General features: G+C 72.8%; 22 protein-coding genes. 18 read left to right on the top strand and 4 right to left on the bottom strand.

Annotated features, from left to right (window positions below; genetic code table 11):
• Nucleotide 1: 1 nt before the first annotated feature.
• The 4 genes from BM048_RS16715 to BM048_RS16700 all read right to left on the bottom strand — a co-directional run bounded on the left by BM048_RS16715 (nucleotide 2) and on the right by BM048_RS16700 (nucleotide 3589).
• Nucleotides 2-679 carry an SAF domain-containing protein gene (locus tag BM048_RS16715; protein ID WP_090034921.1) on the bottom strand — a complete coding sequence of 226 codons (678 nt, stop codon included), beginning with the start codon at nucleotides 677-679 and terminating at the stop codon, nucleotides 2-4.
• A gap of 24 nt (nucleotides 680-703) precedes the next feature.
• The gene (locus tag BM048_RS16710; protein ID WP_090034918.1) at nucleotides 704-1432 is read right to left on the bottom strand and encodes a hypothetical protein; all 729 of its coding nucleotides are present in this window, start codon (nucleotides 1430-1432) and stop codon (nucleotides 704-706) included.
• On the bottom strand, nucleotides 1429-2361 hold the full coding sequence (locus BM048_RS16705; RefSeq protein WP_175499608.1) for a ParA family protein: 933 nt from the start codon (nucleotides 2359-2361) through the stop codon (nucleotides 1429-1431). The genes BM048_RS16710 and BM048_RS16705 overlap by 4 nt, the downstream gene beginning before the upstream one ends.
• Before the next feature lie 406 nt (nucleotides 2362-2767).
• Nucleotides 2768-3589: a hypothetical protein gene (locus BM048_RS16700; protein ID WP_139224521.1), complete on the bottom strand. Its 822-nt coding sequence runs from the start codon at nucleotides 3587-3589 to the stop codon at nucleotides 2768-2770.
• A 194-nt stretch (nucleotides 3590-3783) separates the two neighbouring features.
• Here BM048_RS16700 and BM048_RS17980 point away from each other — a divergent pair, with 194 nt between their 5' ends.
• The 18 genes from BM048_RS17980 (at nucleotide 3784) to BM048_RS16615 (ending at nucleotide 21597) form a co-directional block, all read left to right on the top strand.
• Nucleotides 3784-4032, top strand: a complete 249-nt coding sequence (locus BM048_RS17980; protein ID WP_139224520.1) for a hypothetical protein — start codon at nucleotides 3784-3786, stop codon at nucleotides 4030-4032.
• On the top strand, nucleotides 4029-5027 hold the full coding sequence (locus BM048_RS16695; RefSeq protein ID WP_139224519.1) for a conjugal transfer protein: 999 nt from the start codon (nucleotides 4029-4031) through the stop codon (nucleotides 5025-5027). Before BM048_RS17980 ends, BM048_RS16695 begins: the two co-directional genes overlap by 4 nt.
• The gene (locus BM048_RS16690; protein ID WP_090034906.1) at nucleotides 5024-5332 is read left to right on the top strand and encodes a hypothetical protein; all 309 of its coding nucleotides are present in this window, start codon (nucleotides 5024-5026) and stop codon (nucleotides 5330-5332) included. Before BM048_RS16695 ends, BM048_RS16690 begins: the two co-directional genes overlap by 4 nt.
• 44 nt (nucleotides 5333-5376) lie before the next feature.
• Nucleotides 5377-5943 (top strand): hypothetical protein, encoded by a 567-nt coding sequence (locus BM048_RS16685; protein ID WP_139224518.1) that lies wholly within the window; start codon nucleotides 5377-5379, stop codon nucleotides 5941-5943.
• Nucleotides 5936-8443 (top strand): ATP-binding protein, encoded by a 2508-nt coding sequence (locus BM048_RS16680; protein ID WP_090034900.1) that lies wholly within the window; start codon nucleotides 5936-5938, stop codon nucleotides 8441-8443. Before BM048_RS16685 ends, BM048_RS16680 begins: the two co-directional genes overlap by 8 nt.
• Nucleotides 8440-10515, top strand: coding sequence for a hypothetical protein (locus BM048_RS16675; RefSeq protein ID WP_090034898.1), 2076 nt, complete (start codon nucleotides 8440-8442; stop codon nucleotides 10513-10515). The genes BM048_RS16680 and BM048_RS16675 overlap by 4 nt, the downstream gene beginning before the upstream one ends.
• Nucleotides 10512-11135, top strand: a complete 624-nt coding sequence (locus BM048_RS16670; RefSeq protein ID WP_090034895.1) for a hypothetical protein — start codon at nucleotides 10512-10514, stop codon at nucleotides 11133-11135. Before BM048_RS16675 ends, BM048_RS16670 begins: the two co-directional genes overlap by 4 nt.
• Nucleotides 11132-12286, top strand: a complete 1155-nt coding sequence (locus BM048_RS16665) for a M23 family metallopeptidase (RefSeq protein ID WP_090034892.1) — start codon at nucleotides 11132-11134, stop codon at nucleotides 12284-12286. Before BM048_RS16670 ends, BM048_RS16665 begins: the two co-directional genes overlap by 4 nt.
• Nucleotides 12287-12524: 238 nt before the next feature.
• Nucleotides 12525-13787, top strand: a complete 1263-nt coding sequence (locus tag BM048_RS16660; RefSeq protein WP_090034890.1) for an AlbA family DNA-binding domain-containing protein — start codon at nucleotides 12525-12527, stop codon at nucleotides 13785-13787.
• Nucleotides 13788-13905: 118 nt separating this feature from the next.
• Nucleotides 13906-15330: a hypothetical protein gene (locus tag BM048_RS16655; protein WP_139224517.1), complete on the top strand. Its 1425-nt coding sequence runs from the start codon at nucleotides 13906-13908 to the stop codon at nucleotides 15328-15330.
• A gap of 671 nt (nucleotides 15331-16001) precedes the next feature.
• Nucleotides 16002-18089 carry an FtsK/SpoIIIE domain-containing protein gene (locus BM048_RS16650; RefSeq protein WP_090034885.1) on the top strand — a complete coding sequence of 696 codons (2088 nt, stop codon included), beginning with the start codon at nucleotides 16002-16004 and terminating at the stop codon, nucleotides 18087-18089.
• Complete coding sequence (locus BM048_RS16645) at nucleotides 18086-18400, top strand: hypothetical protein (RefSeq protein ID WP_090034882.1); 315 nt, start codon at nucleotides 18086-18088, stop codon at nucleotides 18398-18400. The genes BM048_RS16650 and BM048_RS16645 overlap by 4 nt, the downstream gene beginning before the upstream one ends.
• A gap of 5 nt (nucleotides 18401-18405) precedes the next feature.
• The gene (locus tag BM048_RS16640; protein ID WP_139224516.1) at nucleotides 18406-18681 is read left to right on the top strand and encodes a hypothetical protein; all 276 of its coding nucleotides are present in this window, start codon (nucleotides 18406-18408) and stop codon (nucleotides 18679-18681) included.
• Between the two features lie 91 nt (nucleotides 18682-18772).
• Nucleotides 18773-19504 (top strand): hypothetical protein, encoded by a 732-nt coding sequence (locus tag BM048_RS16635; RefSeq protein WP_090034878.1) that lies wholly within the window; start codon nucleotides 18773-18775, stop codon nucleotides 19502-19504.
• Nucleotides 19501-19743 (top strand): WhiB family transcriptional regulator, encoded by a 243-nt coding sequence (locus BM048_RS16630; RefSeq protein ID WP_090034875.1) that lies wholly within the window; start codon nucleotides 19501-19503, stop codon nucleotides 19741-19743. The genes BM048_RS16635 and BM048_RS16630 overlap by 4 nt, the downstream gene beginning before the upstream one ends.
• Before the next feature lie 19 nt (nucleotides 19744-19762).
• Complete coding sequence (locus BM048_RS16625; protein ID WP_090034874.1) at nucleotides 19763-20623, top strand: Lsr2 family DNA-binding protein; 861 nt, start codon at nucleotides 19763-19765, stop codon at nucleotides 20621-20623.
• Between the two features lie 27 nt (nucleotides 20624-20650).
• Nucleotides 20651-20863 carry a hypothetical protein gene (locus BM048_RS16620; protein WP_090034871.1) on the top strand — a complete coding sequence of 71 codons (213 nt, stop codon included), beginning with the start codon at nucleotides 20651-20653 and terminating at the stop codon, nucleotides 20861-20863.
• Between the two features lie 56 nt (nucleotides 20864-20919).
• Entirely contained in the window at nucleotides 20920-21597 is a 678-nt protein-coding gene (locus tag BM048_RS16615) for an HNH endonuclease family protein (protein WP_175499607.1), read from the top strand.
• The last annotated feature ends 3 nt before the right edge of the window (nucleotides 21598-21600 follow it).

The raw sequence follows: 21600 nt of genomic DNA, 5'->3' as shown, positions 1-21600 counted from the left end.
GTCAGCCCTCCAGCGAGTCGAGGACCAGCGCGACGCGGCCGGTGGCGGCCCGGGCGGCGAGGTCGGCGGCGTCGGAGGTGTCGACCTCGACGTTGACGATCACGGTGTCGCCGCCTTCGACGGCGGAGACGGAGATGACGGTCGCGGCGATCGCCGCGGGTGTCTCGACCGGCGGGTCGCCCTGGGAGACGGGCGTCTCGACGACGCGGACCTGATCTCCGGAGCGCAGGTCGAGGTTCGGACGCTGGGAGGGTGTCAGGGCGATGCCCACGACCGACCTTTCGGCCGGCGGTGTGAGCTCGGCCGTGACCGAGCTCGGCGTGAGGAGCGACCCGGCGGGCAGATCGGTGGCGGCCCGCTGCCCGGCGATGTCGTCGAGCTGGGCGGCGTCGACCGGCTGGAGTGTGGTGGCGCCGGCGGGCAGGTCGACGACGGCCAGGTCGCTGGCCTCGATGACGTCGCCTCGGCTAACCGGACTGGCCAGCGCGAGGACCTGGACGCTGTCCGACAGGCGCCCGACGAGCATCACCGCCGCCAGCGCGCCGACGGCGATCAGGGCGACGCCCAGAGCGGTCAGGCCGCGCCGGCGCCGGGGCTTGAGCGCGCTGCGAGCGGGGACCGGCGCGGTGGCCAGCGGCGCGGCCGGTGTGTTCCGGGCCGGTGTGGTCGTGGTCGTCATGCTTCCCCCTGCAGTGGGTGCGCCTCAGCGCGTGGTCGGCGGAGTGAGGTAGTGGGTCAGTGCGACGGTGATCAGGTGCGAGCGGTCGAGCGCTCCGGTCTGCTCGACGAGCTGCTCGATGACGGCCCGGTTCTCCTCGGACATCCGGAGCATCAGCTGGCTGCGGGCTCGCGGGCCGTCGTTGGTGGGTCGCGCCCGTCGCGGGGCGCGGCTGAACAGTGAGGCGGGCTGGTCGCCGATGACGTCGGCGCTGATCGCGTCCCGCAGGCGTGCGTACGGCTCGGGGCTGCCGGGGTCGACGAGCGCGTCGATGGCGTCGAAGACGAGAAGGGTGTTGCTGGTGCCCTCCTGGTCGCGCCGCTCGGTGAAGAGCGGCACCAGGTCGGCCGGCACGTGCACGGGGTAGTTGGTGTTGGTGCTGCGTGCCCCGCCGGCCCCGGCCTCGTCGCGGTCCTTGGCGCGCTGGCGCGGGGCGCTCCTGGTTGCGCGCTCCCCCGCGGTGCGTCGCTTCGGTGTGGCGGAGTGCTCCGGCTCGCGGGCGGGTGCCGCGGGTGCGGCGTCGACCACGTCGTCCGCAGGCTCGGGGTCCGGTGCAGGTGCAGCCGGGGTGTCGTCGGGCTCCGGGGCGGGCGCGGGGCGCTTGAGCCGGCCAGCGAGGGACGCGGTGCGGCTGCTCGCTCCGAAGGTCGCCCCGAGGTTCTGGCGGCCGACGACGGACGTGGTCGGCGGGGTGGGGGTCTCGTCGGTGCTCACTGCTCTGCCTCACGCTTCTCGAGCCGGGTCACGATCTCCTCGGCGAGCTGCTGGTAGTCGCCGGCGAGACCGCCGACCGAGGCCGCGACGGTCGGCGCGGCCGGGGCGCTGTCGCCGGTGGAGCCGGCGCGCTTGCGCAGGCGCTCGTACCAGGGCTCCTGCGTGGCGGCGCGGGCCTCGAGCTCGTGGACGAGCTGGCCGGCGTTGCGCGCCTGGGCGGCAGAGACCTCCGCGTGTCGGATCACCGCGTCGAACAGAGGCTCAGCGCTGTCGAGGTCGGCGGCGATCTCCGCGAGCGTGTCCGCGCGCAGTCGATGGGCCGCGGTGCCGGCGCCGAACAGGACTACTCCGAGGAGCTCGATGTCGGGGTTGACCTCGCGTGCGGCGACGTAGCGCTCACCGATCTGGCTGATGGCCTTCCGCGAGGAGGCGTCGGACTTCGTCGGTACGAGGAGCCACCGGGCTGCGGCGAGGGCGATCTCCTGGACGATGCGGCCCTTGGGCGGGCAGTCGATCAGCACGACGTCGTAGCGGTCGACGATTGGCAGGAGGGACCGGGCCAGCGCCTCGAGCGCCTCGGCGCCCTTGCGGGCCCGTCGGCTCTCGAGTGTGACGGCCAGGTCCTCGAGGTACTCCCCCGCCGGGACGACGTCGAGGTCGGGGCGCACGTCAGTGATCGGCTCCAGCGCTCGTCCCGTGCTGATCGCCTCGAAGGCACCCTGGCCGTTGTCGGCGCGGTCGGTTCCGGTGTAGCCGAGGTCCTCACCGAGGTTGCTCTGGGAGTCGAGGTCGATCGCGAGGACCTTGAGGCCGGAGGCAGCCAGCAGGCCGGCGACGTTGGCGGTGATGGAGGTCTTGCCGACCCCGCCCTTGCCGGTGGCCACGGCGATGACGCGGTAGAGCGACCGCCGCTCCTGGGCTGTGAGCATCCTTGCCTCCTGGTTGGCGCCCGGTGTAGGCCGAGCGCGGTGTCGGTGCGTAGTGGCAACACTACCCAGGGTTGCTAGCAACTGACAAGCAGGCATGCCGCTAGTGCACCTCGATGCGCCTGTGAGGCAGTACCAGGTCACTACCTGACGGTTACGGGCCCTATCTCTGAGCAGTAGCACCGCGCCAGCGATAATCAAGGTAGATGCAACCCGCGTTATCGCGGTCTTATACCTACGTGCTACTAGTGCGACAGGGCGGGTGCGGCATGCAGACTGCGGTCATCATGCGTTGCGCATGCTGGGCGGTGGCGTCGTGCTGCCTGCCCCTGTGTCGGTGAACCATCCGCGGCGATGCAGGTGCCGCGCAGCGGCAGCGATGCGTCGTTGACGCTTCGTCGAGTGCATGTCACAGCCTTGCACCCGCGGCGGCGTTGTCGGCGTGCACAGCCTGCGCCAGTCGTCGCACGGCGCGGTGGGCGCGCTGGCGCAGGGCCGTGTGCGTGATGCCGAGCTCGGCGGCGAGCGTTGCGCCGTCCGGCGTCGCGCCGGTCTCGTCGACGACGTAGAGCCGGGTGACGAGGGCGGCTTCGTCGGCGGTCAGGGCGCGGGTGTCGACGCCCCAGGCGATGACCTCGAGGACCTCACCGGTGATCCCGAGCGCGTGCTCGTGGGGGGCGGCGGGGGCCGTCGATTCGGCGAGGAGCGCGTGCGCGTCGAGGACGTCGAAGGGGAGGGGTACCTCGTGCTCGGCGACCTTGACCGTCCGCCGGCCCGCGACGGCCTCCAGGACGGCGAAGTGCAGCCGACCGGCGACTCGGTCGGCGTGGTCGGTGGGGAAGCAGGCGATGGCCGTCCAGAGGGCGGCGACCGTCTCGGCGATCGCGTCGTCGTAGGTGGAGAAGCGGCCCTGGCACCGGCGGGCGATCGTCACGGCGGTGCCGAGCATGCACTGCAGAACCATCCGGCCCGCGGGGTAACTGCCGTCGGCGTGCTCGCTGAGGAGTGCGCCGAGGATCTCGTCGGCCTGCGCTCGGTCCAGGCGTGCGCTGGCGGGGCGGCTGTCGGTGCGGAAGTAGGGCCGAAGGGCCGGCCATCGCTCGAGCCAGAGCTCGGTGTGGGCGGCGAAGTGCCCGGAGTTCACGAGGTCGGTCCACTCGCGGTCGAGGTCGTCGATGACCTGCCCGCGGGGGGCGGTTGAGCGGGTGTTCGGGGTCTGCGTCGCGGACATCGCGGGGCTCCTCTCGTCTCCCCGCGACGCTCCTCAGGCGCTGTTGCCCGCTCCTGTTGCCCAAATCGCCCCGCCAGATGTGACCTGCGTCACATCTCGTTCGAGTTCGTGCAGGCCGTGTCACACGGCTGCCCGTGGGCGCAGTTACCGGTGTTGCCGGGCGGAGGAGCCGCCGACAGACGGGAGAGCGGGCGATGGACCACGACGACAGCGCCGCGGTGGGCACCCTGCGCGACAGCGCGACCGTGCACGCCGTGCGGCGAGAGATGGCGCGCCGGGCCGGCCCGCTGCTCGAGCGACTGAGCCGGGACCCGCTCGGCGACCCGCAGACGGCGGCCGAGCTCCAGGAGTACGCCCAGCTCATGGCGAGCGAGCGGGTGGCGCAGGGTCGCGCTGCCCGAACCCGCCTGGGTGCGATGGTTGCCGGCGGAGACCTGCCGTGACGCCGATCCTGACCCGGAAGCGGGCAACCCCTGTCGAGGAGGTCGAGGAGACCGCCGCGTCGACGTTGCCCGTCGCAGAGACCCAGGCGTGGAGCGGGGGGTCAGCCCTCGCCACCAGGGCCGGCACCGCGGTTCTGTGGGCGCTCCTCGCCTGCGGGCCCCTCGGCCTCGCCGTCAACGCACTGGAGCCGGCGGCACAGGTCCAGGCGGCCGTCGACCCCGCGCCGCTGCCGGGTGAGGTCGCGGTGGTGGGGGAGAGCGCCGTGCAAGCCGTCAGCGGGTGGCTCACGGCTACCCGCGAGGACGCCGGCGCGGCCAGCGGCATCTATCCGGAGCTGAAGGCTTCGGCGCTGCCGAAGGCGGCCGCGACCATCACGGACGCGTCGGTCGCCACGCTCCGGCTCGAGGCACCCGGGGTGTGGTCCGTGACCGTCGGCGTGGACGCGTCCTGGCCCGACGAGGCGGGCAACCCGCTGCCCGCGCAGCGCCTGTACTTCGAGGTCCCCGTGGCGGCCGCCGGCGACGGAACCGCCGCCAGCGTGCTCGCGCTGCCTGCGCCCGTGCCCGCGCCGCAGCCGGTCGGTGACGCCGAGCTGCGCTACCAGACCGGCCTACCCGCGAACAGCGCCCTGGGGACCACCGTCGGGGAGTTCCTGCAGGCACTCCTGACGGGCCAGGGCGACGTCAGCAGGTACGTGACCCCCGGTGCGGAGATCACGGCCGTCACCCCCGCCCCGTTCTCCGCCGTCGACGTCCGTCGCGTGTGGGCCACCGAGCAGCTCGACACGAGCGCGACGCCCGACGACGGACAGACGGCCCAGGTGCTCGTGGACTCCGCCGTCACGCCGACGTCGGGCGTGGAGTTGGCCACGCAGTACCGCCTCAAGCTCACCGCCCGCGCGGGTCGGTGGGAGATCAGCCAGATGCAGAGCAACCCCGTCGTGCGCGCCGAGTCCGGCGCGTCGGCACCGACCACAGAAGGAGCACTCCCATGAGCACCAACCTCCTCGCGTCCGGCGCGGTGAACGCCGGCCTGATCGACAACATCACCGGTCTCGCCGGCGAGAGCCAGACGGCCGTCAACGCCGTGGTGAGCGTCGCGCTGCTGGCGTTCGTCGCGCTCGTGACGTTCAAGAACGGGTTCTCGCTCGCCCGGTTGCTGATGTCGGCGCTCGTGGCCGGGTTCTGCGCCTGGCTCGTGCTGGGTCAGGGCATCTTCACGGTCCAGAACCAGGTCGGCGAGGACGTCGGCGCGTCCGGCCCGGTGGTCGTGGTCGTCGGCGACCGGCATCTGGTCTGAGCGCTCGCTCGATCGCTGATCGGTACGAGGGGCGGTGAGTAGCCATGGCTGAGCCGGCGAGGTTCTTCACGCGGGCCCGCAGGATCCCGATCCTGGTGGGCCGGCTGCCCGACGGCCGGCCGATGCCCGGTGGGCCGTACACCCTCGTGCAGGTGCTCAGCGGGGCGGGCGTCGGGCTCACGCTGTCGAAGACCACCGCGCTGTGGGCGCACTTCGGTGGCCTGCTCGACCTGGTCTTCGCGGCCTGCGTGGTCGTCGGTGTCGTGTGGGGGACCGGGAAGCTGCCGAGCAGCGGGCGCAACCCGTTCACCTGGGTGCTGGACGCGGTGTCGCTCTACAGCACGCCGCACCAGGGCAGCATGCGCGGCCGGCCGTTGCGGGTGAGCCGTCCTCGGCTCGTCCGTCACCGTCTCGTGGTTCTCCAGGCGCCCCAGCCCGCGGCCGACCCGGCAGCGGTCGAGACGCCTCCTGCCACGACCGAGCCGCATCGCGCCCAGGTCGAGGTCTCGGCCAAGCCTGCAGCCGCCGTGCCGGCCGCGACGGGCCCTGCACTGAGCGGGGTCGCGCGGCTGCTCGCCGGCGCCGTCACACGAGAGGACTCCCATGCGTAGCCAGATCACCGCCCTGCACCGCAACCTGCTCTGGACGCGGTCGGGGACGTGCTGGGCCCTGTGGCGGCTGACGCCGCTGCCGTACGGGTACCGGACCGACGACAAGAAGGCCGAGGTCCGAGCCGCGCACACCGCGCTGCTGCGCGTGCTGCGCGGCGAGGCGCTGCTGCTGGGCATCGGTGCGACGACCGACCCGGTCACGGTCGTGGAGCGGATGATCCGCGGCATCGAACTCGAGCAGCGGCCTCAGTGGGCGCAGGAGTGCGAGGCGACGCTGGACGCGCTGGAGGACGTCGAGCTCGGCTCGCGCACCTTCTGGCTGTGCGTCCCACTGCGCAATCCCGGTGCCTCGAAGCTCAGCGAGCCGTGGCGGGCGTCGATGACCGGGCTGCGGGACAGCCTCGGGATGGCGCGGTCCGGGCCGCCGCAGCGGCAGATCGCGGTCCGTGTGGCACAGGCAGAGCAGATCCGGTCGGCGCTGCCGCCGGTGTTCCGGCCGCGGCCCGCGACGGTCGCGGAGATGATCTGGCTGCACCTGCACGCCCAGCAGCGAGGCCTCCAGCTGGACCTGCCGGTGCCGGTGCCCGGTCAGGCGGAGGAGGCGCTGCTCGGGTCGCCGGCGTCCATCGGAGAGCCGGTGATCGACCCCGCCGGCCAGACGGACCTGCCGCGGGGCTCGCTTGCCGGGCTGAACCTGCTCTCGCGCCGGTACGTGAAGATCATCAACACCGACAGCGGACAGGCCTCGTACCAGACCTCGCTCGTCCTGACGGGGACGCCGTCGGGCGGGGTGGCGTTCCCCGGCGGGGAGTGGCTCGGCAACGTCGACGCGTGCGGTGAGGACGTGGACTGGGCGCTGCGGCTGAACGTGCGCGCGCGCGACGAGGTCACCCAGCGCAACATCAAGGCCCACCGCAACCTCGTCGACCAGCTCTACCAGCGCGACGGCTCGGCGGGTGGCGTCTCGAGCGAGCTGTCGCTCGCGGCCGAGGAACTCAGCGCGTACCGCGAGCTCCTGGCCGCCGACGCGCTCGAGGTGGAGGTCGAGGCCACGGCGATCTTCACCGTCGGGGCGCCGACCGCCGAGGCGTGCCAGGCCAGCGCGCGCCGGGTGGCGGACTACTACGCCGACGCCCAGTTTCGGCTGTCGGCCGACGCCACAGGGCAGGAGGCGCTGTGGTGGGCCGCGCTGCCCGGTCCCGCCCCTCGGCTGGTGCACGAGGTCTCGCAGATCGCCCCGGCGTTCCACCTCGCCGCCGCGGTCCCGCTGGTCACCACTGAGCTCGGCGACGACCAGGGCTCGCTCTTCGCGCTGGGCCTGTCCAACGGCGTCCCGACACCCGTGCTCGTCGACCTCGCCGGCTCGGGCGCAAAGCTCGACGTCGCGATGGCTGTGGGGATCGTCGGCGAGCTCGGCAGCGGCAAGTCCGTCGCGGAGAAGAAGCTCGCCCTGGACGCCGTCGACCGCGGCGCCGAGCTGACCGTCATCGACCGCACCGCGGTGGGGGAGTGGGGCACCGCGGTCGCGTCCGTGCCCGGTGCTGTCGTGGTGGACGTCGCCGAGCGCGCCGAGCACTCGTTCGACCCGCTGCGGATCTTCCCTGCCGCATCCGGCGCGCGCGTCGCGCAGAGCTTCCTGACCGCCCTGCTGAGCATCGCCCCGACCAGCCGCGAAGGGGTGCTCCTCAACGAGGTCCTCGGACCTCGCTACGTGGCGAAGCACTCCATCACCAGCCTCGGGTCGCTCGTTCGTCACCTCGAGCAGTCCGAGCGCGAGGAGGCCCGCGAGCTCGCCCGCACCATGCACGTCTACTCCAACAAGGACTTCGGCCGAGCGGTGTTCGACGAGACGCTGCCGCCGATCCGCCTCGACGCGCCCATCGTGGTCTTCTGGACTCACCTGCTCGAGCTGCCTGACGAGGACGAGCTCAACGTCCAGCACCGGTTCGACCAGATGAAGCTCGAGCGGCGCTTCGGCCGCGCCGTGTACGCGCTTATCGCGTCGATCGCCCGAGAGCGGTGCTTCTCCAACCCGCGCAAGCTCGGGGTGTTCGTTGTCGACGAGGCGCACTCGGTGACCTGCTCGCCGGAGGGACGCTCGGAGCTGCTCGCGTTCCTGCGCGACGGCCGCAAGCACCTGGCTGCGCTCATCCTCGGCTCGCACGACGACGCGGACTTCGGCGACGAGATCATCCGCGGGCTGATCGCCTTCCGCGTGATCATGCGTCACCGCGACCGGCGCCTGGCCGCCCGGGCGCTGCGCTGGATGCTCGGCCTGGAGCCCGACGCCGTCGTCGACGAGCGACTGCTCGTCGAGCTCACCGAGAACACCTCCCCGGTCGAGACCGACGAGGACGGGCAGGCTCGCGTCCCGCTCGAGCGCCGCGGCGAGTGCTACATCCGCGACTTCCGCGCCCGCGTGGGTCGCGCGAAGGTCCTGCTCCCGCAGGTCTCTCACCGCGCCGTCGCCGTCCAGACCACCCCGGGCCAGGCGGCATGACCTCCCCGCGCCCGCTGCGGCTGACCGCCCTGGCCCTCGTCGCCGGGCTGCTGTTGGTCCTGATCGGGGCCGGCAGCGCCCAGGCCGCGCCCACCGCGGCACCGGCGGGCGCGGTGATGGCCGCGGCGGGCGGGGACGGCAGTGCCGACAACCCCTTCGGGTTCGAGCTGACAGACTCGCGCGGCATCTCGGTGTGGGACATGAACCTGTCCGTCTCCAAGGGCTCCTCGTGGAACCCCGGCGACTGGGACAAGCGCATGTGGGCCTCGGTCATGGACGGGGCGTGGGCCTCGTACCGGATCGTCACGGCCGTCGAGATCTGGGTCCTGAACTGGTCGCTGTCGCTGTCGTGGATGGACTGGATCCTGTCCCCGATGCGAGGGCTGTCCGAGCTCGTCGGCGACTTCATGGACCAGCTCGGGCTCATGCCGCTGATGCTGATCATCCTGGCGGTCGTGGGCAGCTGGTGGCTGCTGCGCGGTCGCTACGCCGGCGGTCTGGTCGAGCTGCTGCTCGGCTGCGTCATCGCGAGCTTGGCGCTCGGTGCTCTGTCGGACCCGATGGAGACGATCGCCGGCGACAACGGGATGCTCATGCAGGGCCGTGACGCCGGCATCGAACTCGCCTCGGCGGTCGCGTCCGGCGACGTCGGCGGCGCCGCCGACGTCGACCAGTACCGCAACGGACTGACCACGGCGCTGGTCGACTCGATGGTGCGGATCCCGCACCAGGTCATCAACTACGGCCAGGTCATCGACGGGACCTCGTGCGAGAGCACGTACGACGCCGCCGTGGCGGGCGAGGACGCGCAGAGCCAGCTCGCCAGCTGCAACGAGCAACTGGGCGCCTACGCCGACAACCCCGACGCGATGAAGGGCATGACCGTCCTGTCGGTGCTGCCGACCGCCTACTTCCTGTTCATCTTCTCGATGCTCGTCGTCACGCTCGTCCTGGTGACCGTGCTCGGCGCGGCGTGGACGGCAGTGCGGCTGGTGCCGCAACTCGTGATGGGCGTCGTGCCGGGCTCCTCGCGTGCCGCCCTGTCGCGCTCGCTCGCGATGGCCCTGTTCGCGATGTTCATGCTCACCTGCTCCATCGTCTTCGTCGTCGTGTGGATGCAGCTGCTGGAGGAGTTCTTCGGGTCCTCCTCGGGCCTGCCGTGGATGGTCCGGATCTACCTCGTCGACATTCTGCTCGTCGTGGGTGGGGTGGTCCTGTGGCTGTTCCGGAGCAAGGCCAAGCGGGCGTTCAAGAACGTCGCCGACCGGCTCGCGCGGCTGGGCGGCTCCTCAATGGCTCCCGAGCCGTCGCACCTTCCGCGCCTTCCCCGGATGCGCATGCCTCGCCTGCCTCAGGGCGGACCGGGACCGCGATCCCCGCTCGTGGGTCCGGGTCCGGGTCCAGGGCCGGCGGTCGCGCCGGTCGCTGACGCGGCACGCACCGCGGCGTCCATCGTGGGCGCCGGCGCGTCGGTGTCCTCCGCGCGAGGCGTCCGTCAGCTCGTCGCCGCGGGCGGACGTCCCGCGCTGCCGCCGGCCCCGCCCTCGAGGCCGGGGCCGCCACGGCCGGGTGGGCGGCCGGCCCTCCCGGCGGGGCCCGGTGGAGGCGGCGCCGCTGCGGCGCGCGTCCGCGGTCGGATTGCGCAGGGGGCCAGCCTGGCCATCCAGGTCGGTGCTGCTGCCGCGACGTCCGGCGGATCCGCTGTCGCCGGCGCCGCCACCAAGCGCGCCATCACCGCGGGCGGGGCGAAGGCCGCGGCCGCCACGACGGCCAAGAACGCCAGCACCGCCGCCGGCCGGGCCGCCAGCATGGCCGCTCTTCGTGCCGCGCAGACGACCGGTAACGGGCCCGGCGCCTCGACGACGGGGGCGGCAGCTCGCGCGGCTCGAGCGGCACGCAGCGACCAGGTCCGTGCCCGGCTGCGCGCGGTGCAGATGCGGCACGACGGCGATCGTGTGGTCGACGAGCAGACCGGGCGCAGCTACACCGTCCGTCCGGCGGCCACACCCGGAGTGCAGATCCTGCAGCCCAGCGGCGAGCAGCGGCGCCGACGCCGTGGCGGTGCAGCGTGAGCGCCCGGCGTGCCCTGGTGCTCCTCGCCGTCGTGGTGGTCGCCCTGGTCGTGGTGCTCTCTTCGCGCGGGCACGAGCAGCCGCAGGCAACGGGCGGTGAGCCGAGCGAAGCGTTGCCCGCGCCCTTCTCGCCGGCACCCGCGTCCAGCAGGCCGGCCCCCGCATCGGGATCCACCGAGCCGTCGCCCGGCCACGTCCCCGACCAGCTCGAGCACGACTCGCACGAGCACGCGCACGAGAACCTGGACGAGCCTGTGGCGTCCTCAGCGCCCGCCCCGGCCGTCTGGGACGCCACTGTCGCCGCCGCGGCCACGCAGGCCGCCACAGCCGCCCTCGAGGCCTTCGCGCGGCCAGGCTCCGAGGTGGACGCCGCCGCGTGGTGGACACGCCTGGAGCCCTTGCTGAGCACCGCCGCTGCCCCGATCTACGCCAGCGTCGACCCGCGGCTCGTGCCCTACATGCAGGTCCAGCACGTCGACCCCGCGCTCCGTGCCGAGTCCGACCTGCTGGCCGCCGTCACCGCGACGACCGACGCCGGCGCGTACGACGTCCTGCTCTCGCGAGAGGACGGAGCCAGCCACTGGCGGGTGGAGCGGCTGCGCCCGCTGGACGCCCCGTGAAGCGCACCGCCGCGATCGCCGCGGCCGTCGTCGTCGCCCTGCTCGTGGTCTTCGCTGTCCCCGTCGGCCTGGTCGGCATGGCACTGGTGTCGGCGTCCTTCGGCGGCGTGGGGGAGTCCGAGGACGGCGGCTGCACCGGCGAGGGATCGCCCATCACCGCCCTGCCTCCTGACCAGCTGCCAGTGCAGGTCGGTGGCTGGTCCCAGGAGCAGCTGGCCAACGCCGCCACGATCGTCGCGGTCGGGCAGCAGCGTGGCGTCCCGCTGCGAGGGCAGACGATCGCGGTGATGACGGCCATGGGCGAGTCGTCCCTGGTCAACGTCGGCTACGGGGACGACCGTCACGGGGTCACCAACCCCGACGGCGCGCTGACGTGCTCGCTGGGTCTGTTCCAGCAGCAGTGGTGCCTCGGCTGGGGCACCAAGGAGCAGGTGATGGACCCCGTCTACGCGGCCGGCAAGTTCTACGAGCGGCTGGTGACCGTGCCGGACTGGGGTGCGATGGCGCCCACGCTGGCCGCGCACGCCGTCCAGCGAAACGCCGACCCGTGGCACTACGCGAAGTGGTGGGACGCCGCCGTCGAGGTGGTGGCCGCCATCTCCGGTGAGGCCGCGATCTCCGACCTCCTGCACGAGGACGACGCGCCTTGCGCGGTCGCAGGTGACGCGACCGGCGTCTCCCTCGAGGGCTGGGCCAACCCCGCCGTCGGCTCGCGCTCGTCCGGCTTCGGGCCCCGCAACACCGGCATCCCCGGCGCCTCGATGTACCACCTGGGGCAGGACATCGCGAACGACTGCCGCACACCGCTGTACGCGGCCGCGGCCGGGACCGTCACCGCGGCAGGGCTGACGAGCTACGGGAACGTCATCGCGATCGACCACGGACAGGGCGCCATCACGCGCTACCTGCACGTCCTGACCGGGAGCCTGATGGTCGACGTCGGCGACCAGGTGCAGGCCGGCCAGCAGATCGGCGGGATGGGCGGCGACAAGGACCTCGACCCCAAGGGCGCCGGCACGAGCTCGGGGTGCCACCTGCACTTCGAGGTCATCGTCAACGGCGAGGCGATCGACCCCATGCCGTTCATGAGCAGCCGTGGCGTGAACCTCGGCAGCAGCCTGACTCCCCAGGGTCCGCCTGCCGGCGCCTGATCCTCGACCAGCTACCGTCCGCGGCCTCGCGGTGGGGAGGCGGACTGTCCTTGGCGGCCGGGGTGCCGCTCGCTCCGCCACTCCTTCGTCGGGCTAGGCGAGCGTAACCCGGGTGTCAAGCGGCAGGCAACGGGCAAGCACCCGGCTATAGCCCGGGTGTAACGCACGTGAGTGACCGCTAGAGCGCTGCATCCATCTCTACGCTGGGCGGCGCCACGATCGCTCAGAGAGGTCGCCCGTGTACACGTCGATGCACCGCGCGCTGGGTCGCGCGCCGTCGGAGCTCACGTACGAGCTGCTCGAGGCGTGCGTCGCCGCTCGGGTGCCGGAGAGCGCCTCCCTGGACTGGAAGCAGAAGCTGCCGTTCGACGAGAGCGAAGGGCGCTGGCAGGACGAGTGGGCCAAGGACGTGGCCGCGATGGCCAACAGCGGAGGCGGGTGCATCGTCTACGGCGTCGCGGAGGGATCGACGGACGACGACGGCTCGCAGGTCGCGATGCGGCTGGTCGACGTCGGACCGTTCGACCGCGACGACGTCGAGAAGCGGCTGCGGCAGTCCGCCGCCGCACAGGTGCACCCACCGGTCGCGCGCCTGCAGCTGGTCCCCGTGATGAGCCCCGACGGGTCTCGGCGCGCGCTCGTGGTGCGGGTGCCGGACAGCCCCGACGTGCCGCACCTGCTGCGCGTGGGCAAGGAGGCGTTCAAGGCGCCGTACCGGTACGGGCCCCTGACCGAGTGGATGACCGACCGTGCCCTGGAGGACGCCTACCGGCGCCGCTTCCGGCGGGGCGCCGCGCTCGAGGAGCTCCTCGAGCACCGGTACGCCGCCGCCGAGCGTCAGGCCCGCCACCTGTTCCACCAGGGGCCGACGTGGTTCGTCGGAGCCGGCGTTCCGGTCGACGCGCAGCCGGAGCTGGAGCTCACCCACAAGGAGGCCGCCGACCGGCTGCTCGCCACCCACGACCTGTACCGCGAGATCCGCGCCGCTGCGGTCGACGACTTCATCATCCTCCCCGACGTGAACACCGTGCCCGGACTGCGCCGGCTGACCGCCGGCGACGGTGACCGTGACGGCTTCCAGAGCGACCTGCACTTCGACGGGTCAGTCACGCTCGTCGAACAGCTGCGCAAGCCCGAAGTGAACGGCTTCGCCGGGCTGGCGGCGCCGACCGATGAGCTCGAGTCATCCGTGCTGCGGTTGGTCGCGAGCATCGCCGCAGCCGCGCGTGCCACGGGGGATCGCAGCACCTACGCCGTGCGCGTCGGCATCGCCTGGACGCAGCCGGCCGGCACGCCGCTGCACCTGGCACGCCCGCACCCGATGCTGACCAACACCTACCGGATCGAGGGCCGGCCGCTGTACGAGGTCGAGACCTCCACGCGGGAGGTCCGTGCCGACGACGACGTCGCCGGACTGCGGGCCGCAGCACGGTCCCTGGCCCTGGACTTGCTGCGTCAGGGTGGTCTTGCCGCGACGACGTTCCTCCGCGACGAGGCATAGCCGAGCGAGCACCCCGAGTCGGAGGCTTGCAGCCCGCTCGGCGTCGACGAGGCACACACTGACGTCGGTCGCCGAGCTCATCCGCGCAGCGTCTGGCGGCCGCCGTATGGTCCCGACCATGGATGACCTCCTCGACGTGCACGTCGGGACTCACGCGCCCGCCAAGTGGGACCGGATCGAGGAGCAGCAGGCCGAGTGGCCTGAGGAGTCACGGCAGGCACGTCCTCGGATCGCCAGCGAACAGCTGCCCTGGGAAGACGCCGGGCTGCGCCCGCGCTGGGTCGGCGACGACACGAGCCAGGCCGTCGCCGCGATCGACCCCTGCATCTACCACGGGCGTGGTGCCGACGAGCTCGAACGGTTCGTCCGCGGCACGCGACAGCGAAGCGAGCTCGCTGTGCACGTCTGGTCGTTCGGCGACCTCGAGAACGACCAGCCGTCACCACTGCGGGGCGTGTACTTCGCCGGCGACGACTCGGTGCACTTCCCGAGGATCGACGAGTTCTGGGTCTCCGGGACGCTCATCCGGGTCGCCGGGCAGCCAGTCGTTGCCGACGGGATCAGCGGCGCCGACCGGGACCTCGCGCTGCGCCTGGCCCGCCGCTCGCTCGAGCTGCCGTGGTGGTCACTGCAGGTGGTGCTGCAGCAGGCAGGCGCGTTCTTCGGCACCTGGACGCCGCTGCTCACCACGGCGGCTGGTGAGGTGCTCGCCGGTGTGTGGACCGACAACGCTGAGGCCGGTGACGACGACCGCCCGCTCGAGCGGCACTACGTGGTGCCGGCGCTGCCGTCGTACCGCCCCGTCCTGCAGTGGCTGGCCGAGCGTGCGATCCCCGAGCTGGTTCCCAACGCCGCGCGCCGCTCGCGGCGCTACGTCGCCGAGGTACCCGAACTCCAGACCACGCAGGAGCAGCGACTGGTGCAGCAACTCGACGACCTCGCCCGGAACTACGAGCAGGAGCGCGCCCGGCTCACAACGGAGCTCGCTGCAGAGCGTGACCGCGCCGAGCAGGTGCGCGAACCGCTGCTCTTCGGGACCGGCGCCGACCTGGAGGCTGCCGTCGCCCTGGTTCTCCGCGCCGCCGGCCTGCGCGTGACCGCCCTGGACCCTCAGCTCGGGACGAAGAGCGCCGACCTCCTGCTCGAGATGCGCGGCCGCCGCTTGCTCCTCGAGGTCAAGTCCAGCTCGGGCCGGCCGAGCGAGGCGCTGGTCGACGCCGCACGCCGGCACCTGCGCACGTGGCCGCAGCTGCGCGGTGACACCCCGGTCGGCGGGGTGGCCCTGGTGGTCAACCACCAGCACCGCCAGCCACCGGGCGACCGCACCCCGCTGGCCTACGAGCGACGCGAGTTCGTCGACTCCCTGAACGACGTCACCGTGGTGACGACGCTGCAGCTCTTCGACTGGTGGCGCCAGAGCCAGTGGGCCGAGATCCGCGCGGTGTTCGGTCACGACGCTGGCGAGCCGGCCTCGACCGCCGGCTCGCTGCCTCAGACCGAGCCTGCCGGTGCGACACGACCGTGGTGGCGTCGCCGGCGCTGACGCCGGTCCGCCCGATAGAGCCGGCCAGCCGCGGTAGACGTCAGCGCGCCCGGCCGTGGTGCAGCAGCACGCGACGGTAGGTGCTCCCGGGAGCTCGACTGCGCCTCATGACCGGCACTCATCTCACTGTGCGAGAACTTCGCGCGGCGTCCTGTGTGTCGGCTCGCGACTCGGGGACAAGGTCTGTGACCCCCTTCCCGCAGCCAGCAGCAAGCGTCCGACCCGCGCCGGACGAGGCCCAAGAACATCTCGGCACGCCGAGAGTCGATGCATCCGGTGTGACCACCAGCCCCCCGGCGCCGCGCCGTCGAGACGCCCGCAGACGCGACCTGCGGCGCCCCTCGAGCGCGCGCCGGCTGGCTCAGCACCCGCTCGTCATCGCGATCGTCGCGGCGGTTGCCGGTTCGGTCGTGACTGTGGCCGCCACCGTCATCGCCGACCGGCTCCTGCCTGCCGTTCCATCCGAGCCAGCTCCCTCGATCACGATCCATAACCACCACGTCGAGATCGACGTCGACGTGCCCGACGTCTGCCCCCAGCCCGAGCAACCGTCAGCCGTAGGTCGTGATCGTCGGGCCGCGATCGAGGCTCGGTGCGCAGCCGCTGTCACACGCGACGCCGCACCGGCAGTTACCGGAGGTGACCGAGCGCCTCGCCTCCGGGAGACCCACATGCCATCGACCCGCACCCCGTGGCCCGCAGCCACCGAACCGGCACTCGCGCTGCCACCGCCGGACCGCTCCTGGCCGTCCTCGGCCCTCGCCGTCACGGCGGCCACGCTCGTCCTCGCCGGCGCCGGCGAGATCCTCCGGGTCGGCCCCGACCCACGCGCGACAGCCGCCCTGGGTCTCCTCGGGATCGTGCTCGTCATCGCGCACGGGGTGCGAGAGGGCCGGCGCCGGCTCGCGCTGGACATGCTCGTGCTCGCCGTGCACCCGCTCCTGGGCCACCGGGCACCCAGCCGCACCAGCGTCCACGGCACGCGCTGGACCCGCGGCCGGGAGCCGGTGCCCGCACGGCTGCGGATCCTGTACGCGCCTGGCTCCGCGGACACCGTCGACTGGTCGGCGAAGGTCGCCGAGGTCGCCTCGCGCCGGCTCGGCGTGGCCTACTCGATCGACTCGTTCGACCGGCGCCGGTGCCGGCTGCACCTGCGCGCCGTCCCGCAGCGCAGCGAGGCGCCCACCTCGCCCGCGGTGGTGCGCGCGGAGAACGTGGTCCGCAGCGTCTTCGGTGAGGGCGCACACGTCGAGCTCGACGTCGTCGAGGACGAGGTCACCGCGATCCGGGTGCGGCACTCCCTCGGGTCGAAGGTGGCCCGCCAGCACGCCCGCTCGTACATCGAGAACTCCATTGGCGCGCTCCTGCCGGGCCGATGGCGCGCCACCTGGGAGCTGACCGAGGACCGGGTCCGCTTCGAGCAGCGCCCGACGATGCCGACGCACGTGCCGCACGTGCCCGAGCCGATCACCAAGGACAACCTCAAGCGGATCACGCTGGCCATCGACGAGTACAACGACGCGATCTGCTGGAACCTCGCCGGGTCAGGGCCGCACCTGATGGTCGTGGGCAAGACCGGCACCGGCAAGACCGTCGCGATCAACGGCGTCGTCATGGAGGCCGCGCGGCGCGGCTGGGCGGTGTGGATCTGCGACCCGAAGCGCATCGAGTTCATGGGGCTGCGGGACTGGCCCAACGTGCAGATCGTCGCCACGTCCGTCGTCGACATGATCGCGGTGATCTACGCCGCCCACGAGCTGATGGAGCAGCGGTACGCCGCGATCGAGCACGGCGCCGACGAGGGTGACTTCGAGCCGCTGGTCCTGGTGCTCGACGAGTTCCGGAACTTTCACCGTCAGGTGGCGTCCTGGTACCTGTCGGTGAAGCTGCGCGGGATGGCGGCCAAGGCGCCCGTCTTCGAGTGGGTCGCGGCGATCGCCGAGAAGGGGCGCTCGGCCGGCATCCACCTCGTGCTGGGGACGCAGCGCCCCGACGCCGACTTCATGACCGGGAGCATGAGGGACAACTTCGACTCCCGGCTCGCCCTCGGCCGCCTGTCGCCCCAGGGCGCGCAGATGATGTGGGAGTCGCCCTACCTCGGGGTGTCCGTGCCGCGGAGCATCCGCGGCCGCGGCACCGGCATCACCGACGGCGAGCGTGTCACCGAGGTCCAGGTGCTCTGGACACCGGACCCCCGTCGGGCCACGCGCGACCAGAAGGGTGACGACCTCGCGCTGCTGGACGCGCTGCGCCCGGCGACGAGCACGCACCCCCGACTCGAGGTCGAGCTCGGACCCGAGTACGGCCTCGACGGCGAGACCAACAGCGAGTGGCACCAGCTGCTCGAGTGCCGCCTCGTGCCTGCGGGTGAGGCGACGCCCCGCCAGGTCGGTGCCGCGGCCGCGGCTCTGGGTCGCCGAGCTGGGCCCCGCACCCTGACGGCCGCGAGCAGTGCCCCGCTGGAGGACGAGGCGATCGACTCAGCCGACTACGACGGCGGCGCGGACCTGCTCGAGGGGTACGCGCCGGCGGTCACCACCGCCGCGGCACGCCTCGCCGTGGGCGACCTGGTCCTGGTCGACGAGCTCGTCGACCAGTGGGCCGCGGTCGAGGCCGTCGACGTCGACCCCACGGGCGAGGAGTACGTGTGCGTCGCCTGGCGTGCCGACGACGGCGAGGTCGGCGACCTGAGCCTGCACGAGGACGACGCGGTCAGCGTTCGTCGCCCGCTCGCCGAGCCCGAGGAGGACCGCGCATGACCATCCACGACGAGCACCTGTGCGTGCCGGGCGTGATCCACACGATGCCGGTCGAGACCAGCCTGCTCGAGCGCCTGGCGCAGGACCCGCTCGAGCCCGTGCGGATGCTCGCACGGCGCGCGCTGCAGTACGCCAACGACGCGACCCAGGCCAAGGCCGCGGCGCGGCGGGCGCCCGAGCACTCGCAGCGCCCCCAGGACAGCGCCACGGCCCTCGAGGCGATCGCAGCGCACTACACCGCGGTCAGCCGCGAGCTGCTCGGCGTGGCCCAGCAGCTGCGCCGCGCGGCCGCGCCGGCCGGACGGAGGTGAGCGCGATGCACGACGAGCTTGAGCGCGTCGTCGACGAGGTCGCGGCGGCTCTGCCGGGCGTGCCGGTGGAGGTGCGCGCGCAGGTGGCTGAACTGGCCGTCCGAGCCGCCGTCGAGCACCTCGCAGAGCACCTGTGCGGCGCGCTCAGCGACGCCGTGGCGGCGATGCCCGTCGGCGCTGCCGGGCCCGCGGAGAGCGTCGAGGAGGTGCTGCGGTACGCGCGAGCCCAGATCGCTCGCCAGATCCGCTCTGGTGCTCTACTCCGCACAACCATTGTCTAAGACAAGGGTTTAAGCGACACTGATTCCGGTGTCACAAGCGGGTCCCGGATCGCAGTTACCGGAACCAGAAGCCCACCAAAGGGGGAGCGCCATGACCGTCGTCGCACCAGCAACACCGTGGCAGCTGGTCGTCTGCGCGAGCCGGTACTGCCCCGAGCTGCTCGCCGAGTGCAGCTGCACCGCCACCCCGGCCGTGCCCTCCGCGACGTCCTGGTGCGTGGGGGGCGGCGGCCTGGCTCTCGGGGCGCAGGGGCTGAGCTACACGCGCCGGACCTTCGTCGAGCCGCGGTGGGCGTACACCGAGCACGTCGAGGCGTCGTGGCCGCTGATCCACGTCCTCCTGCGTCAGCTGGTGGCCGGCGCCCTGCTCGTCGCCATGCGCACCGCGCACCTGGAGCACCGGCGCCTCGAGCGCGAGCTCGCCGAGCGAGCGCAGGACGCCGCAGCGGTGTGGACGGGACCCGACGTCGCTGCGCGGATCGCAGCGACCAACCGCGCTCGTCGGCAGCTGGTCGAGCACACCCGCACCACTCTCGGCCCGCTCGTGCAGGCGGCGCTGACCACCGCAGTGCCCAACGACATGGAGGAAGACGTGGAGACCCTGACCCTCGACACCATGGCCGTGGACGAGCCGATCCCGTACACGCTCGTCGCGCCCGGCCCGGCTCTGCTGACCGCTCTCCCTGCCGACCCGGTCGCGGCCGCCGCACGCGAGCTCTACGCGGACGTGTGCTGGCTGTCTGCGGGCCAGTCGCTGTCGATGGAGGCGCTCGTCGAGGGCCTCGCCGCGCTCGGGTGGCAGAAGCCCGTGGTCCGGTCATGACTGCGATCGCGGTCGTGCTCGGGCTGTCGCCGGACTTCGTCGCCGATGGCCTGTGCACCCAGACCGATCCCGAGCTGTTCTTCCCCGAGAAGGGCGGCTCCACGCGTGAGGCCAAGAAGGTGTGCGCCAACTGCACGGTGCGCGCCGAGTGCCTCAGCTACGCCCTGGAGAACGACGAGCGGTTCGGGATCTGGGGCGGTCTGTCCGAGCGAGAGCGCCGCAAGCTGCGCGACCAGTGATCAGAACGGAGCCACCCTGATGTCCGTATCGACCAGCACCACGCAGGAGACCTCGACCGGCTGGGCGCCGGTCCCCGACGTCGACAAGCTGACGATCCTCAAGCTGCTCGCCGACGGTCGATCGCCGGCGTTCGCCGCGACGGCGACGAACTACCCCACCTCGCGGGTTCGGCAGCTCGCCACCGCGCACGGCTTCCCGGACCTGGACAAGGTCGCATGGGCCGTCGACGTCGTCGCAGCCGACATCAACCGCGCCGAGCTCGAGCGTGTGACCGACCCGAGCACGGCGCCGCAGCGTGGCACCGCGCAGCGCCCCCCGGCTCCGCCGACGGCCAACCCGGCGCCGGGTGCGCCGGCCGCGTCGCTCGCGCCCGTGCCGGAGCACGCGGCCGCGGCGAAGGACACGGCCGCGTCGGAGCCGCCGGAGCACCCGCAGGACGACGACGTCGCCGGGCCGGCCGCCGACTCGGCGGCTGGGCTGATCGCGCGGGGGAGCAAGTCAGCACGGGCGCGCACCAAGCGCCTGGCGACCAAGGCCGCCGAGGTCCTGGGTGCGCTCCAGAGCGCGCTGCAGGCCGAGGAGGCAGAGCGCCTCGCCGCCGCGGAGGCCGCGCGTGCCAAGGCGCGGGAGCAGGCCGAGCGTGCGGCGAAGGAGCGCAAGATCCGCGCCGAGCTCGAGGAGCTGGAGCGCCGGCGTGACGAGCTGCGCGGCCAGCTGCACCCGGCGCGACCGTCACGGCCCGCGCCGGCGCCGCGCGCCATCGACCCCAAGGCCGTGCGCCGCTGGGCGCGTGCCAACGGCGTCGAGGTGCCGAACGCGGGGCGGGTCCCCGTGCGCGTCGTCGAGCAGTACCTCGCCGCATCGACCAAGGCCGCCTGACCGCGGTCGTACCGAGAGGACATCGCGATGGCACACCTGCCGACGTTCACCGCCGTCACCGTCGTCGACTGCTTCGGCGTGTTCGAGTGCGTCCTGCCCACCTGCTCGTGCCGGTGGAGGTCGGGGATCGCGTGCGACTCGCGCACCCAGGCCGTCGCCGTCCACGACATCCATGCCCGGACCGCTCGAGCGCGCGTGATCCGCGCGAAGCGGCGGGCCAGCCGCCGTCGCGCCGCCTGACGGCGCCGGGGGAGAAGTTGATGAGCCACCTGAACGGTCGTCGTCGGTCTTCGCGCGTGAGCGGTGCGGTCCTCGCCGTCGCCGCAGTGGTCGCGGTGTGGACCGCCTCGCAGCCCGGCAGCGACGTCGTGCCGGGCACCGCGAAGTCCACCACCGGCCCCAGTGCGTCGTCGTCGCCTGCAGCAGCTCCAGCAGCGTCGACCGTCGACCTGGCCGGCCTCGTCGTCGTCGACGACGCCGCCCCACGGCCGTACGAGCGTGACGAGTTCGGTCAGCGATGGGCCGACGTCGACCGCAACGGGTGCGACCAGCGCAACGACGTGCTCGCCCGGGATCTCGTCGACGTCGTGTACCGCCCCGGGACCCAGGACTGCGTCGTCGAGCGAGGTGCTCTGACCGACCCGTACACGGGCGAGCTGGTGCGCTTCGAGAAGGTCGACGGCGGGATCGACATCGACCACGTGGTGCCTCTCGCCGCGGCGTGGCGCGCCGGCGCCTGGTCGTGGACCGCGCAGCAGCGCACCGACTTCGCGAACGACCCGGCGAACTTGCAGGCGACGTCGTCGAGCGTCAACCGGTCCAAGGGAGACCAGGGCGTCGATGAGTGGCTGCCGCCCGACCCTTCCTACGCGTGCGCCTACGCGACCCGGTGGGTGCAGATCAAGACGCGCTGGTCGCTGACGGTGACCACCGCGGAGAAGACGACGCTCGAGCAGCTGCTCGAGCGGTGCTGATCC

The organism is Cellulomonas marina (assembly GCF_900111925.1).
Taxonomy (GTDB): domain Bacteria; phylum Actinomycetota; class Actinomycetes; order Actinomycetales; family Cellulomonadaceae; genus Cellulomonas; species Cellulomonas marina.
Note: the sequence above shows the minus strand (reverse complement) of the source record. Positions and strands in the feature narration are given on the sequence as shown.

Bases quoted from the DNA above. Each gene is read 5' to 3' on its own strand.
- BM048_RS16715 (WP_090034921.1), bottom strand. From the start codon at position 679: ATGACGACCACGACCACACCGGCCCGGAACACACCGGCCGCGCCGCTG.
- BM048_RS16705 (WP_175499608.1), bottom strand. From the start codon at position 2,361: ATGCTCACAGCCCAGGAGCGGCGGTCGCTCTACCGCGTCATCGCCGTG.
- BM048_RS16700 (WP_139224521.1), bottom strand. From the start codon at position 3,589: ATGTCCGCGACGCAGACCCCGAACACCCGCTCAACCGCCCCCCGCGGG.
- BM048_RS17980 (WP_139224520.1), top strand. From the start codon at position 3,784: ATGGACCACGACGACAGCGCCGCGGTGGGCACCCTGCGCGACAGCGCG.
- BM048_RS16690 (WP_090034906.1), top strand. From the start codon at position 5,024: ATGAGCACCAACCTCCTCGCGTCCGGCGCGGTGAACGCCGGCCTGATC.
- BM048_RS16685 (WP_139224518.1), top strand. From the start codon at position 5,377: ATGGCTGAGCCGGCGAGGTTCTTCACGCGGGCCCGCAGGATCCCGATC.
- BM048_RS16680 (WP_090034900.1), top strand. From the start codon at position 5,936: ATGCGTAGCCAGATCACCGCCCTGCACCGCAACCTGCTCTGGACGCGG.
- BM048_RS16675 (WP_090034898.1), top strand. From the start codon at position 8,440: ATGACCTCCCCGCGCCCGCTGCGGCTGACCGCCCTGGCCCTCGTCGCC.
- BM048_RS16655 (WP_139224517.1), top strand. From the start codon at position 13,906: ATGGATGACCTCCTCGACGTGCACGTCGGGACTCACGCGCCCGCCAAG.
- BM048_RS16650 (WP_090034885.1), top strand. From the start codon at position 16,002: ATGCCATCGACCCGCACCCCGTGGCCCGCAGCCACCGAACCGGCACTC.
- BM048_RS16645 (WP_090034882.1), top strand. From the start codon at position 18,086: ATGACCATCCACGACGAGCACCTGTGCGTGCCGGGCGTGATCCACACG.
- BM048_RS16640 (WP_139224516.1), top strand. From the start codon at position 18,406: ATGCACGACGAGCTTGAGCGCGTCGTCGACGAGGTCGCGGCGGCTCTG.
- BM048_RS16635 (WP_090034878.1), top strand. From the start codon at position 18,773: ATGACCGTCGTCGCACCAGCAACACCGTGGCAGCTGGTCGTCTGCGCG.
- BM048_RS16630 (WP_090034875.1), top strand. From the start codon at position 19,501: ATGACTGCGATCGCGGTCGTGCTCGGGCTGTCGCCGGACTTCGTCGCC.
- BM048_RS16625 (WP_090034874.1), top strand. From the start codon at position 19,763: ATGTCCGTATCGACCAGCACCACGCAGGAGACCTCGACCGGCTGGGCG.
- BM048_RS16620 (WP_090034871.1), top strand. From the start codon at position 20,651: ATGGCACACCTGCCGACGTTCACCGCCGTCACCGTCGTCGACTGCTTC.